The 13,660-nt window shown below is 67.0% G+C and carries 11 protein-coding genes; 3 read left to right on the top strand and 8 right to left on the bottom strand.

Translation table 11 applies throughout. The features are described 5' to 3' along the window. Positions 1–11: 11 nt before the first annotated feature. A complete protein-coding gene (locus AC13GA_RS00630; RefSeq protein WP_253077880.1) occupies positions 12–2,123 on the top strand; it encodes a M13 family metallopeptidase in 2,112 nt (703 codons plus the stop codon). A 132-nt stretch (positions 2,124–2,255) separates the two neighbouring features. Here the strand turns inward: AC13GA_RS00630 and AC13GA_RS00625 are convergent, their stop codons facing one another. Continuing rightward, complete coding sequence (locus tag AC13GA_RS00625) at positions 2,256–3,428, bottom strand: MFS transporter (protein WP_482997350.1); 1,173 nt, start codon at positions 3,426–3,428, stop codon at positions 2,256–2,258. Beyond that, positions 3,425–4,639 carry an MFS transporter gene (locus AC13GA_RS00620; protein WP_482997349.1) on the bottom strand — a complete coding sequence of 405 codons (1,215 nt, stop codon included), beginning with the start codon at positions 4,637–4,639 and terminating at the stop codon, positions 3,425–3,427. Before AC13GA_RS00620 ends, AC13GA_RS00625 begins: the two co-directional genes overlap by 4 nt. A gap of 133 nt (positions 4,640–4,772) precedes the next feature. Between AC13GA_RS00620 and AC13GA_RS00615 the strand changes: the two genes are divergently transcribed. Then, positions 4,773–5,360, top strand: a complete 588-nt coding sequence (locus tag AC13GA_RS00615) for a TetR/AcrR family transcriptional regulator (RefSeq protein WP_253077883.1) — start codon at positions 4,773–4,775, stop codon at positions 5,358–5,360. A 111-nt stretch (positions 5,361–5,471) separates the two neighbouring features. Here the strand turns inward: AC13GA_RS00615 and AC13GA_RS00610 are convergent, their stop codons facing one another. Next, positions 5,472–6,401: an oxygenase MpaB family protein gene (locus AC13GA_RS00610; RefSeq protein WP_253077884.1), complete on the bottom strand. Its 930-nt coding sequence runs from the start codon at positions 6,399–6,401 to the stop codon at positions 5,472–5,474. 309 nt (positions 6,402–6,710) lie between these two features. Here AC13GA_RS00610 and AC13GA_RS00605 point away from each other — a divergent pair, with 309 nt between their 5' ends. Beyond that, on the top strand, positions 6,711–7,325 hold the full coding sequence (locus AC13GA_RS00605; protein ID WP_046983091.1) for a hypothetical protein: 615 nt from the start codon (positions 6,711–6,713) through the stop codon (positions 7,323–7,325). 39 nt (positions 7,326–7,364) lie between these two features. On the opposite strand, the gene AC13GA_RS00600 is transcribed toward AC13GA_RS00605, so the two are convergent. The 5 genes from AC13GA_RS00600 to AC13GA_RS00580 all read right to left on the bottom strand — a co-directional run bounded on the left by AC13GA_RS00600 (position 7,365) and on the right by AC13GA_RS00580 (position 13,655). After that, positions 7,365–7,709 carry a hypothetical protein gene (locus AC13GA_RS00600; protein WP_046983092.1) on the bottom strand — a complete coding sequence of 115 codons (345 nt, stop codon included), beginning with the start codon at positions 7,707–7,709 and terminating at the stop codon, positions 7,365–7,367. Between the two features lie 33 nt (positions 7,710–7,742). Continuing rightward, positions 7,743–8,513 (bottom strand): LytR/AlgR family response regulator transcription factor, encoded by a 771-nt coding sequence (locus tag AC13GA_RS00595; protein ID WP_004140108.1) that lies wholly within the window; start codon positions 8,511–8,513, stop codon positions 7,743–7,745. After that, entirely contained in the window at positions 8,503–9,762 is a 1,260-nt protein-coding gene (locus AC13GA_RS00590; RefSeq protein WP_012509918.1) for a sensor histidine kinase, read from the bottom strand. The genes AC13GA_RS00595 and AC13GA_RS00590 overlap by 11 nt, the downstream gene beginning before the upstream one ends. Before the next feature lie 211 nt (positions 9,763–9,973). Next, the gene (locus tag AC13GA_RS00585; RefSeq protein WP_482997348.1) at positions 9,974–11,623 is read right to left on the bottom strand and encodes a M28 family metallopeptidase; all 1,650 of its coding nucleotides are present in this window, start codon (positions 11,621–11,623) and stop codon (positions 9,974–9,976) included. A 382-nt stretch (positions 11,624–12,005) separates the two neighbouring features. Next, the gene (locus tag AC13GA_RS00580) at positions 12,006–13,655 is read right to left on the bottom strand and encodes a CsgG/HfaB family protein (protein ID WP_295382190.1); all 1,650 of its coding nucleotides are present in this window, start codon (positions 13,653–13,655) and stop codon (positions 12,006–12,008) included. Between the last annotated feature and the right edge of the window lie 5 nt (positions 13,656–13,660).

The raw sequence follows: 13,660 nt of genomic DNA, 5'->3' as shown, positions 1-13,660 counted from the left end.
AAGAGAAGTCCATGTCCAAGCTGCGCCGTCCCACCCTGGCACTGGCCATCGTTGCCAGCCTGTCCCTGGCCGCCTGCGACCGCCCGGCCGAACCGGCCGCCGGTACCGCCGCGCCGGCCGATGCCGCACCCGCAGCGGCCAAGCCGATGCTGGGCAGCTTCGGCTTCGATGCCAGCGGCATGGACCGCAGCATCGCCGCCGGCGACGACTTCTTCGGCTTCGCCAACGGCACCTGGGTCAAGAACACCGAGATCCCCGCCGACCGCTCGCGCTTCGGCAGCTTCAACGTCATCGCCGAAAAGACCCTGGCCGATACCCGCGCCATCCTGGAAGGTGCTGCCGGCAACGCCCAGGCCAACGGTGACGACAAGCTGATCGGCGACTACTACGCCGCCTTCATGGATGAAGCCGGCATCGAGCAGCACGGCCTCGCGCCGGTGCAGCCGCAGCTGAAGGCGATCGAAGCCATCGCCGACAAGGCCGGCCTGGCGCGCACGCTCGGCGGCGACATGCGCGCCGATGTCGACCTGCTCAACGCCACCAACTTCTACACCGACCGCCTGTTCGGCCTGTGGGTGTCGGTGGACATGCTGCAGCCGGACCGCACCGCGCCGTACCTGGTGCAGGGCGGGCTTGGCATGCCCGACCGCGATTTCTACCTGGGTGGTGGCCGCATGGCCGAACTGCGCAAGCAGTACCAGGCCTACATCGCGCAGATGCTGCAGCTGGCCGGCGTTGCCGACCCGGCCGGCAAGGCGCAGCGCATCCTCGCACTGGAGACAAAGATCGCGCAGGCACACGCCACCCAGGAAGAAACCAACGACGTGACCAAGGGTGCCAACCCCTGGACCCAGGCCGACTTCAATGCCAAGGCACCGGGCATGGACTGGAACGCCTTCCTCGATGCAGCGGCGCTGGGCAAGCAGCAGGACTTCATCGTGTGGCAGCCCAAGGCCGTGGCTGGCCTGTCCAAGCTGGTCGCCACCGAGCCGCTGGACGCCTGGAAGGACTACCTGGCCTTCCACGCGCTGGACCGTGCTGCGGCGTACCTGCCGAAGAAGTTCGCCGATGCCCGTTTCGCCTTCCACGGCACTGCGCTGAGCGGCACCCCGCAGCAGAGCGACCGCTGGAAGCGCGCGGTGGATGACGCCAACCACGCAGTAGGCGAGGCCATCGGCAAGCGCTACGTCGAGAAGCACTTCGACGCGAAGACCAAGGAACGCGCCGACGAGATGGCGAAGAACATCATCGCGGCCTTCGCCAAGCGCATCGATGCGCTGGCCTGGATGTCACCGCAGACCAAGGCCAGCGCCAAGGCCAAGGTCGCCGGCCTGACCGTGGGCATGGGTTACCCGGAAAAGTGGCGTGATTACAGCGGCCTGGAGATCCGCCGCGATGATGCGCTGGGCAACGCGCAGCGTGCCGAACTGTTCGAGTACCAGCGCAACATCGCCAAGCTGGGCAAGCCGGTCGACCACAGCGAGTGGGCGATGCTGCCGCAGACCATCAATGCGATGAACGTGCCGCTGGAGAACCGCCTGGTGTTCCCCGCCGCGATCCTGCAGCCGCCGTTCTTCGACGGCGCTGCCGACGATGCGGTGAACTACGGTGCGATCGGTGCGGTGATCGGCCACGAGATCAGCCATGGCTTCGACAACGCCGGTGCGCTGTTCGACGAGACCGGCAAGCTGCACAACTGGTGGACCGCCGAGGACCTGAAGCAGTTCAACGCCGCCGGTGATGCGCTGGCCGCGCAGTTCAGCAGCTATGAGCCGTTCCCCGGCGTGCACGTCAACGGCAAGCTGAGCCTGGGCGAGAACATTGCCGACGTGGCCGGCCTGGGCACTGCCTACGATGCCTACCAGCTGTCGCTGCAGGGCAAGCCGGGCCAGACCCTGGAAGGCTTCACGCCGGACCAGCGCTTCTTCCTCGGCTTTGCCCAGGCCTGGCGCAGCAAGAGCCGCGAGCAGGCGCTGCGCAACTCGCTGCTGACCGATGTGCATGCACCGGGCCAGTTCCGCGCGCTCACCGTGCGCAACATCGACGCCTGGTACCCCGCGTTCGAAGTGAAGGAAGGCCAGAAGCTGTACCTGGCCCCGGACAAGCGGGTCAAGGTGTGGTGATGTAACTGGAACGGGCGCCGCAAGGCGCCCGTTCCATTTCCCGGTAGCTGCCAACCTTGGTTGGCGCATGCCTCGCTCTGGTGGGTGCAGACCTTGGTCGGCACGGGGTGGGAATCCACGCATCGCGTGGATCTACCTGCGGGTGGTGGCAACCATCAGCAGAGCGCTCGCAGCCAACACCGCCGCAGCCCACAGGTTGGCGTACAACCCGATGCCATCCAGCAGACGGCCCCCGCCCCACGCGCCCGCTGCGATGCCGATGTTGAACACGCCCACGTACAACGCGGTGGCGATCTCCAGCGCGTGCGGCACCGCCTTCATCATCCAGCCCATAAGGCCCACCGACACACCGCCGTAGGCCAGGCCCCACAACAGCAGCACCGCAATGCCGCCGGCCGGCGTACTGCCCACCCACAGCAGCAACAGCGGCGTCAGCAGCAGGCCCAAGGCAATCGCCAGCAGCATTCCACGCGGATGCCGTGCGGCCATCGGACCGGCGATGAAGTTGCCGGCGATGCCGGCCAGGCCGTAGGCAAACAGCAGGGCGCCGATCCACTTCGCATCCACGCCCGACACCGTCGTCAGCAGCGGCCGCACGTAGGTGAAGGCGATGAAGTGCCCGGACACCAGCAGCACAGTCAACCACAGGCCGCGCTGCAGGCCGCGATGACCGAGCAGCTGCACGAACTGCGCTGGCCGCACCGACGTTGCCACCGGCAACGCGGGAACCACCACCACATGCAGCAGCAGGACCGCCGCACTGAACAGCGTCATTGCCGCGAATGCGCAGCGCCAACCCAATGCATCACCGATCAGCGCGCCCAGTGGCACGCCAAGGACCGAGGCGGCGGCCACGCCACCGAAGATGATCGAGGTGGCCAGGCCGATCCGCTGTGCTGGCACCAGGCGCGCCGCGAGGCCCCCGGCGACGGCCCATATGCCGCCCATGCAGAGCCCCACCAGCACGCGCGCGGCCAGCAGCCAGGCGATACCGGGTGCCAGAGCCGAGGCGATGTTGGCCACCAGCAACAAGCCCAGCAGCCCACACAGGATGCGGCGGCGATCGATGCCACCGGCGACCACCACCACCAGCGGCGCGAACAACGCCGCCAGCAGGGCCGGCAGCGAGATCATCAGGCCGGCGGTGCCTTCGGAAGCACCGAGGCTGTCGGCGATCGGCGTCAGCAGGCCCACCGGCAGCATTTCGGTAGTGACCACCGAGAACGTGGCGAGGCCGACGGCGGAAACCGCCCACCACGGATGGCGATGCACAGGCGCGGCATGCGCAGGCGATGAAGCGCTCACGGGACGATTCCTTCAGGGGATGTGGTCGACGCAGACGGGCGCAGTGCACGTTGCGCGAGCACGGCAAACAGCAGCACGCCACCGCCTGCCACCAGCGCAACGACAAAGCCGCTGCGTACACCCCCCGCATCGACACTCTGCCCGGACAGCGCCGCGCCCAGCGCCACGCCGATGTTCAATCCGGCCAGCAGCCAGGTCATGCCCTCGGTCAGGCGCGATTCGGGGACGTGCTGTTCGACCAGCGACATCGCCACGATCATCGTCGGCGCGAAGAACAGCCCGGCCAGCAGCACGGCTGCAGCCAGTGCCGGCACGCTGCCAACCCCCAGCAGCGGCAGCGTGGTCAGCGCAGTGGCCGCTGCGCCCAGCAGCAACAGGCGCTGCAACGGCACCTGCAGCTTCAGCGCACCGAACAGCAGGCCTGCCGCACAGCTGCCCAGCGCATAGGCCGACAGCACCACGCTGGCTGCGAGGGGCTGGCCACGCTGTTCGGCGAAGGCCACGCTGGTGATGTCGACCGTGCCGACGATCACTCCCATCGCCAGCATCAGCAACGCCAGCAGGCGGATCTCCGGTTGCCGCAACAGGGAGCGACGTGGTGTGGCGCTGTCAACCGGTTGCAACGGCGGCTGGGTGCCACGCTGCAGGACCAGTGCGGTCACTCCGATCACCAGCAGAAGGGCTGCAGCCAGCACGCCAGCCTGTGGCCATACCGCTACTGACAATCCCACCGCCAACGGCGGCCCGGCAATGAAGGTGACCTCGTCGAACACCGTCTCCAGCGAGTAGGCGGTCTGCAGTTGCGGGCGACCGCGATGGATCGCGGTCCAGCGCGCGCGCACCATCGCCGAGACGCTGGGCATGCAGCCGGCCAGCATCGCCGCGGCGAACAGGGTCCAGTCCGGTGCCTGCAGCACGGTGCAGGCCAACAACACCACCAGGCCGCTGGCGCTCAGCGCGGTGGCCCACGGCAGCACCCTGCCCTGCCCATGGCGGTCGACCCAGCGCGATACCTGTGGCGACAGCAGCGCGTAGGTCAGCACGAAGGTGGCCGACACTGTGCCGGCCAATGCGTAGCTGCCGCGCAGCTGCGACAGCAGGGTGATGATGCCGATGCCGGTCATTGGCAGCGGCAGGCGGGCCAGCAGCCCGGCCATGGCAAGGCCGGCGGTGCCGGGGGCGGCGAACAGGTCGCGGTAAGGGGTGGCCATCGCAATCTCCAGGGCAGCGACTTGCCTGACGCGGGAAGCGCCACGACAATACATACAGAGCGTATGAATATGAGACTACATTCATACGTCCTGTATGTAAATAATCATGCGCCACGTATGTAAGGAGCTCCGAATGGTCCGCCGCACCCGCGCCGAGATGGAAGAAACCCGCGCCAGCCTGCTGGCCACCGCCCGCCGGGTGTTCAGCGAGCATGGCTATGCCGCCACCTCGATGGACGACCTGACCGCGCAGGCCGGGCTGACCCGCGGCGCGCTGTACCACCACTTCGGCGACAAGAAAGGGCTGCTGGCAGCGGTGGTTGCCCAGCTCGATGCCGAGACCGATGTACGCCTGCAGGCGATCAGCGATGCTGCAGATGACGCGTGGGACGGCTTCGTGCAGCGCTGCCGCGCTTACCTGCAGATGGCGCTGGAACCGGAGATCCAGCGCATCGTGCTGCGCGATGCGCGCGCGGTACTGGGTGGCGCCTCACCGGAATCGCAGCGCCACTGCGTGTACTCGATGCAGCACCTGATCGAACATCTGGTGGCGCAGGGCGTGGTGGCGCCGGTGGACGCGCAGGCGCTGGCATCGCTGATCTACGGCAGCCTGGCCGAGGCCGCGTTCTGGATCGCCGAGGGCGAGGATGGCGACGCGCGCCTGCGGCAGGCGACGGCGGCGCTGGAGATGCTGTTGCGCGGGTTGAAGTCGGCCGGGTGAAGCCCATCCACGCATGGCGTGGATCTACTACGGAATCCGCTCTGGCAGATGCCAACCTTGGTTGGCGCTTCTGCGGCACCGCGCGAAATGCGTGCCAACCAAGGTTGACACCTACCGGAGCAGTTCAGGCCACTCGCGCAACACCGCCACTGACACGCCCACGCGCGTGCAGGCGCGACTGGCGAGGCCATCGGGCAGTGCGCGGCGGAACAGCGGCGCCATGCCCCGCATCAGTTTCGCCGACGCGGCCGCCTGCGCCCGCTGGCGGCCATTGCGTTCGAGCATGCCTTCGGCCCAGTCCGGCAGCAGCGCGGCACCGGCCCCCAGGAACACTTCGCGCGACAGGCCTGGCACCGGCACCGGAAGACGCACACCGGACAACACCTCCAGCACCTCGCGCGAGCGCTCGTCCACGCGCAGCTCCGGCTGCCGCGCACAGAAGTACGCCGCCACTTCCGCTTCGCTGCGCGGCACATCCACCGCACCCAGCGCTTCGGCCACGCGGCGGTACTCGTCGTAATAGCGGTCGGCAATGGGCTCGGGTACCTCGCGCCCGTAGCGGCGAAAACCCTGCAGGAAACCGAATGCTTCGGTCACATGCACCCAGGTCAGCAACTGCGGATCATCGGCGGCATACCCCTCACCCTGCGCGGTCTGGCCACGGATCTGCGCATGGATGCGGCGCACCTTGGCCACCAGCATCTCGACCTCGCCGGCAGGCGCATAGCTGGTGCCGGCCACAAAGGCCGTGGTGCGGCGCAGGCGGCCCACCAGATCCTGGCGGAAATTGGAGTGGTCGTAGACCCCGGCCAACGCGCGCGGGTGCAGGGTCTGCAGCATCAGTGCGCACAGGCCGCCGGCCAGCATCGATGGAAATTCGGCGTGCAGCCGCCAGGTGACGCTGTCCGGGCCGAACCAGCCCGGGTCACCCAGCGGATGGTCGTAATCGATGCCGCTCTGGCCACGCGGGAAGGCCTCCAGGACCCAGCGCCGGATCGGCGCGGTCACGGGGCGGGAGAATCGCTGCAGCAGAGCCGGCATCACAGGTCCAGGAAAGGCGGAAGAACGGCCACGCGCTGCGCGGTCGGCCCCGATTCTGGGCGATCACGACGCCAACGGCGAGTCTCCGCACTCAGCCACGGTTTCATGTGCGGCCGCAGCACGTTTCACCCTGCGACATCTTGTCGCAGGCTGCAGCCGCGATGCTGCAACGCAGCAACATTCACTCATTCAGACAGAAGCCTTACGCCGCTTGGCCTTGGCCCCATTGCACGGCTCGCTGGAAGTGCTAGAACTGAACCCGCCACACCGTCCAACGCTGATCGACGCACGTTCCACAAGGAGCCAGCCATGATTGCTTTGTTCAAGGGTTTGGGAATTCTGCTTCGCGACAACGAGCTCTACAGCAGCCCGTTCGATAAACAGGTCGCGCACTGGCGCAATCTCAGCGAGCAGCAGATCCGCGACGAAGTGGCTGTGCTGGCCCAGGCCAAGTGCCAATGGCTGATCGCCTCGATCGTGGGCTGGCAGGCGGCGTCGCTGCTGATCCTCGGCCTGATTGCCAACTACCTGTGGCGCGACGATTTCCATATCACCTTCACCCGCGTGGTGATCGTGTTCGGCTCATGGGTATCGATCCTGTTCGTGATCTGGTTCATGGCCAACATGTTCGACCACACCGCCGGTTTCGAGCGCTGGATGAAGGCGTTCAACAGCCGCGCGCGGATCAGTTCCAAGGCCGACAGCGTCGAGCACGTGGCCGAGGCGCTGGACCTGGCCGAGCATTATCCGGAAGTGCTGGACTACAAGCAGGCGGTCACCGCCCGGCGTGAACTGCGCCACGAGGACATCCGCATCATGACCGAGATCGGGCGCATGAAGCAGCATTCGGAACTGGTGGGACGCCTCAACCACGTGGGTGAAACCGAGCACCACCACGAACTGACGCTGCAGCCAGCCTACTGACCCTTCGGGGAAGCGGGGGGACCCACAATGCCACCGTGATCACTCACGGTGGCATTGTTCTTTCCGTTCCTCGTTGACGCACTGGTTGAAGCCCTTCGGCAGGTCACTGAACTCCCGCGTCTCGCCCACCGCCACCGCGAACGACCGTATCGGCGCTTTCGCACATACGGCATCGGGACTGCAGGCCGGGTCCAGCACCAGGTAGTGGCACTGGCCGCTGCGGCTGGCGATGCACTCGAAGCGCGCCACCCCATCCACCACGGTGCGCTTGCTGTACAGCGTGTCCACGCCATTGGCGTTGGTGCGGGTGATCGCGGTCTCGGTGGACTTCTGGCAACCGGCAAGTGCCAAAGCAGCGAGGCCCATAAGCAGGAAGGAACGCATGGAAAGCTCCGCGTATCGGAAGATGCGGGGCGGCTACATGCCGCGGAACAGACTCATGAAGGGCTGGCTGACCACCAGTGTTTCCGCACGCTGGCGCAGGCGCAGTACACCGCGCCCGGTATCGTCGCGGCTCACCGCCGCCACCGCCTTCATGTTGACGATGGTCGAACGATGGATCTGGCGGAAGTGCTGCGGGTCGAGTACTTCCAGCAGCTCGCGCAGCGGCGTGCGCAGCAGGCTTTCGCCGGCGGCGGTGACCACCGTGGTGTACTTGTTGTCGGCGCGGAAGTAGGCCACGTCCTCCAGCATGATCAGCTGCGTCTCACGACCGTTGCTGGCGGTGATCCAGGCCAGCGGCGGGTGATCGGCGCTGCCCTGCGATGGACCCAGCCGTTGCAGCAGGCGTTCAAGTACCGCGTCGTCCTGGCGCGTCGATGGCAGCCGCGACAGGATGCGCTCGCGCGTGGCCAACAGGCGCTCGTCGCTCACCGGCTTCAGCAGATAATCCATCGCACCTTGCTCGAACGCATCGATGGCGTACTGGTCATAGGCGGTGACGAACACCACCTGGGTACGCGGGCTCAATTCGGACAGCGAACGTGCCACCTCGATGCCGCTGATGCCAGGCATGCGGATGTCGAGGAAGGCGATATCCGGCTGCTTCTCGGCCAGCTGCTCCAGCGCACTGGCACCGTCCTCGCACTCGGCCACCAGTTTCAGTTCCGGCCACAGCCGGCCCAGCTGCTCCACCAGTGACTGCCGCAGCAGTTCTTCGTCTTCGGCGATCAGCGCTTCAAGCGGCATGGCTGCGTTCCTTGGCCGACTGCGGCAGTGTCATGGTCGCGGCCACGCCGCTGGGGAAGTTGGCAACGATCGCCACACCGGCCTGCTCGCCGCAGGTCAGGCGCAGGCGCTCGCGCAGGTTCTTCAGGCCGATGCCGGTGCCACTGGTGCCCTGGCCGAAGCCGAGGCCATCATCGGCCACGGTAACGGTGACGTGGTCATCAAAACCACGCGCCAGGATCCAGATCGTGCCGCCGCCGGGCTTGGGTTCCAGGCCGTGCTTGATGGCATTTTCCACCAGCGTCTGCAGCGCCATCGCCGGCAGCTTCACCTCATGCAGTTCGGTCGGCACCTGCACTTCCACCGCCAGCCGCGCACCCATGCGGATACGCAGGATCTCCAGGTAGGCGCGGGTGCGCTCCAGCTCCACACCCAGGGTGGACACCGATTCGTCCACCTGCGGCAGCGAACTGCGAAGGTACTGGATCAGATGGCCGAGCATCTGTTCGGCGCGCGCCGGATCAGTTCGGGTCAGCACCTGCGCGTTGGCCAGCGAGTTGTACAGGAAATGCGGTTCGACCTGCGCATGCAGCAGATTCAGCCGCGCCACCGACAGTTCCTTCTCGACCTGGGTCTGTTCGGCGGCGGCCTGCTCGTCGCGACGCTGGTCGGCAACGCGTCGACTGATCGCGCGGGTGACCGCTTCGGCATTCTCGTAGTTGCTGCCCTCATCCAGCGCCAACAGGTCGGCCCACCAGCCTGCGTCCGGTTCGAACAGCAGGGTGACGGTGCTGGTGCCCTGCCCCGGCGTGACCGTGGCCAGCACGCTGTTGCGCTTGATCGCCAGCCGCGCCGGCAGGTTCCAGCGCGATGGCTGGCGGCCATTCCACAGATCGACGCGGCGTACATAGGCGCGCACCTGCAGGCTGCCAGCCGAGCTTTCCACCTCCTCCACCCGCGGCAGCTCGCCCACCGCCGCCTCGACCACCGCGAAGGCGTGGCCGGCATCCATCGGCAGTTCGATCTGCCGACGCTGGCGCCCGGACAGGGTGGCGCCATCGAGGCGGCCGGCCACCAGCCAGACCCGGCGCACATGGGTCACCGCACTGCCCAGCGCCGAGATCATCAGGAACATCACCAGCAGCCCGAACACCCAGCCGGGGCCGTCGTTCATGCCGCTGAAAATGCCGCTCCAGACCATGCCGGCCACGAACAGTGCCGCGGCCCAGGCCAGCAGGTGACGGAGGATGAGGGAGAGGCTGGCGATCACGGCGGCGCCTTGGTGGAAGGGGGTGAGCCGAGCATAGGGCGGCCCATCGGGCAAGCAAGCGGCCTGCGACGAAGGGCCGGAAAGCGGGGATGGAAGCCCATCTGGTAGTGCCGGCCGCTGGCCGGCTGCCCATTATCTCCGCATGCATCACAGGGTTGCCGGCCAGCGGCCGGCACTACCAGGAGGCGCCGGGCAAGCCCGGCGCGTTGCCTTACTTGCGCTGGTCGGCGCTGGCGTCACGCACGGCGCGGAACGACTCGTCCTTGCTCCAGTTCGGCCAGCTGCGCGAGTTGGCCAGCTGATTGCCCAGCGTGTACAGCACTTCCAGGTCGCGGGCGGCACCGGCGAACACCCAGTCCGGCTGCCATTCGTCGCCCTGCTGGTGGTAGCGCTTGGCGGTGTAGTCCTCCGAGGCCTTCTTGCCTGCGGCCACGCCGCCGTCCACCCAGTCCTGGCCAGCCGACCACGACAGCGCGGGCACGCCGCGCTTGGCGAACGGGAAGTGATCGGAGCGGAAGAACAGGCCGGCTTCCGGCTTCGGGTCCGGCGTGTAACGGATGTCCCAGCCCTTCGCGACGTCCTTCAGCTGGTCCAGCAACTCGAAGCGCGCTGCGCCATAGATACCGAAATCACGTGACGGACCGAACGGTGCCATGCCGTCCATGTTGATCATCGCCACGGTCTTTTCCAGCGGATACAGCGGATGGGTGGCGTAGTACTCCGAACCCAGCAGGCCCTTCTCTTCGGCGGTCACCGCCAGGAACAGCACCGAGCGCTGCGGGCGCTTCTGCTTGGCGAAACCGCGGGCAAGCTCGATCAGCGATGCGGTGCCGCTGGCATTGTCCAGAGCGCCGTTGAAGATGCGGTCGCCGCGTGCGTCGGGCTCGCCCACGCCGATGTGATCCCAGTGCGCACTGTAGATGACGGTCTCGTCCGGGTGGCTGCTGCCTTCCAGGCGCGCGGCTACGTTGTGCGAGGTGATCACTTCGGTCTTCACCGCGTACTTCGCATCCAGGCTGGCACCGGTCAGCGGCACCGGCGTGAAGTCACGCTGCTGCGCCTTCTTCTTCAGCGCTTCGAAATCCTGCCCGGCCGAACGGAACAGCTCCACGGCCAGGTCGCGCTGGATCCAGCCTTCCAGCAGCGGATGGCTCTCGGCCGGGTTGTCGCGCACCACGTCGAACATGGTGTTGGTGTTGGAGCCGGCCACGGTGGCCCAGCCATAGGAAGCCGGTGCGGTCTCGTGCACGATCAGCACACCCAACGCGCCCTGGCGTGCTCCCTCTTCGTACTTGTAGGTCCAACGGCCGTAGTAGGTCATGCCCTTGCCGTCGAAATCACCTTGGCCGGTTTCGAAGTCCGGGTCGTTGATCAGCACGACGGCGATCTTGCCCTTCAGGTCCACGCCCTTGAAGTCGTCCCAGTTGCGTTCCGGCGCCTTCACGCCGTAGCCGAGGAACACCAGGGGGGCCTTGCTGATGTCAACGTTGCTGGCGCCGTTCATGGCAGCGCGCACGGCAATCTGCTTGCCCTGCTCAAGCGGCACGGTCTTGCCACCCTGGTGCAGCGCCAGCTGCGGTGCGCCGACGATGTCTCCCTTGCGCAGCGGCACCGCCTGGGTCCACAGGCGCTTGCCGTCCTTGAGATCGCCGCCCGGCTGCAGGCCGGCGTCGGCGAACTGCTTGCTGAGATAGGCGACGGTCTTCTCTTCGCCGGCGGTGGCCGGCGAGCGGCCTTCATAGGCGTCGGAGGCCAGTTCCTTGACGTCGGCGGAGATCCGCGCGCCATCGAATTTCGGGGTGGCCGCCATCAGTGCGCTCGACACTGACAGGGCCAGCAGGCCCAGTACTGCTCGTTTCATTGCTCTCTCCAGCAGGGAAATCCTTCTGGAGTGTAATGGGATTCGGCAGGGCTGCGCCCTGCACCTGCCGAAGCAACGGCAACGGCCGAAGCAACAGCAGAAGCTGGCTTCCTGAGGGTAGGCGGGGTGGGTCCGGTTGCGGGGGACGCCGTAAACCCATCCCTGGGGGCTTGGCCGCGGCATCCATGCCGCGGACACCCCCGCAACCAGACCCACCCCGCCTTCGACAGATTTCTGCTGCTGTTGGTGGGTGTCGACCTTGGTCGACACACCGCTGTTGGTAGGTGTCGACCTTGGTCGACACGGACGAAAACAAGAAGGGGTCAGATCCCTTTCCCGGCGGGAAAGGGCTCTGACCCCATCTGTGTGCTGCCTTGGCGTGTTACCAGTTCGGGTCTTCGGCCGGGGCGGCGGCGGGCTTGGGCTTCGGCTTGGCGGCCGGGCGTGCAGCGGCGGCCGGCGCAGCCGAGGCAGTCGCGCCGCCAGCAGCGGTGGCAGCTGGCTTGCTGCCCAGCTTCTGGCGCAGTTCGATCTGGCCAGGACGGAAGCCGCCGCGCATGGCGTCGACGCCGTCTTCGATGGTGCCGTAGGAGGTCTGTGCGGCGACGCGGTCGATGCGGATGGTGCAGCACGGGTGCTCGCTGCGGCCCAGCGAGCGCCCGGTCTGTGGGTCCTTCAGTTCTTCGCCCAGGCGCACGGCCTGCCAGCGCTGGCCGGCCTGCACGGTGTCACCGCCCTGGCTCAGCACCACCTGGTCTCCGTCCACCGAAACCACCGACACCGGGAACAGCGTGGTGACGATGGTGGTGCCGATCTGGCCGGACAGCGATTCCATCATCGCCGCGGCCATGTTGCGGCCATTGACCACGCGCGGCAGGGTGCTCGGACCGGTCGAGGCCAGCTGATGATCGAAGCTGTCGGACATTACCACCTGGCCGGTGGTGGCGTTGATCAGACGCAGGGTGATGCGGCCGCCACCGGAGTACGAGGTCACCTGGCGGTCGGACATGCGCAGGTTGCGCACGCTGCGCGGATACTCGAAACGTTCGATGGTCGGGATCAGGATCAGGTCGGTTGCCAGCTGCTGGCCGACGCGAGCGGTGTCCTGCAGACGCACGTTGCCACTGTTGATGTGGTCGATCTCGGCCTGCAGTTCGTCGCCGAACTCGCGATCCAGCACGATGAAACGCTGGGTCTGGGTCAGTGTGTCGGACAGGCGTGCGCGGATCGCATCGGCCACTTCGTCCGCGTCCACGCGGCCGTCGCCGACGGCATAGCTGCCGGCCTTGGTGCGCGGCAGGGCGACCACGATCTTCGGCTTTCCCTGCTCGTCCGGTGCGCGGTACTGGGCGATCTGTGCGCGCACGCGCACCTTCCAGTAGCTGCGCATGCTGCGATGGGTCACATCGGAATCGTAGGAGCTGGCACCACGCTTGGCATCGACGTTGACCTTCTCGTCATAGCTCTGCTTGACGCTGGCCGACGCCGAACCGCCCTTGGCCGAGGCTTCGCCGGAAGCGCTGGCCGAGGCCGAGCCCTTGAAGCTCCAGCCTTCATCGCTGGCACGCACGCGGGCGATGGTTTCCTCGTCAAGCTGACGCACTTCATCCTGCGACAGGATTTCATAGCCCAGCACTGCGCCCTGCGAGCCGGCGATCATCTGCTGGGTGAACGCGTCGGCGCGGATATCGCCGACGTGTTCGCCATCCACATCCACATGCAGGCCTGCACGCAGGCTCTGCATCTGGCTGGCCACGCGTACGCCGTTGACCTGCGCCACCGCCGACTGCAATGCCGCCAGCACCGCCAGTTCCGGGGTGCTGCCGATGCCGTCGGCTTCACGCGCGACCTGGGTGGTACCGCCGAAATCCGGCGTGCCACGCAGCGGCGCTGCTTCCACTGGCGCATTGCTGGCCAGTGCACTGGTTGCCTTGTCCTTGGCAGGCGCGGCGGCCGGGGCGTCCTGCTTGCCGCACGCTGCAAGCAGCGTGGCGGCCAGGCCCAGGCCGATCAAACGGGTAGTCATACGCATGGAGA

Source organism: Stenotrophomonas sp. 22DLJC03 (assembly GCF_056861405.1).
This window is presented reverse-complemented; position numbering and strand designations above follow the sequence as displayed.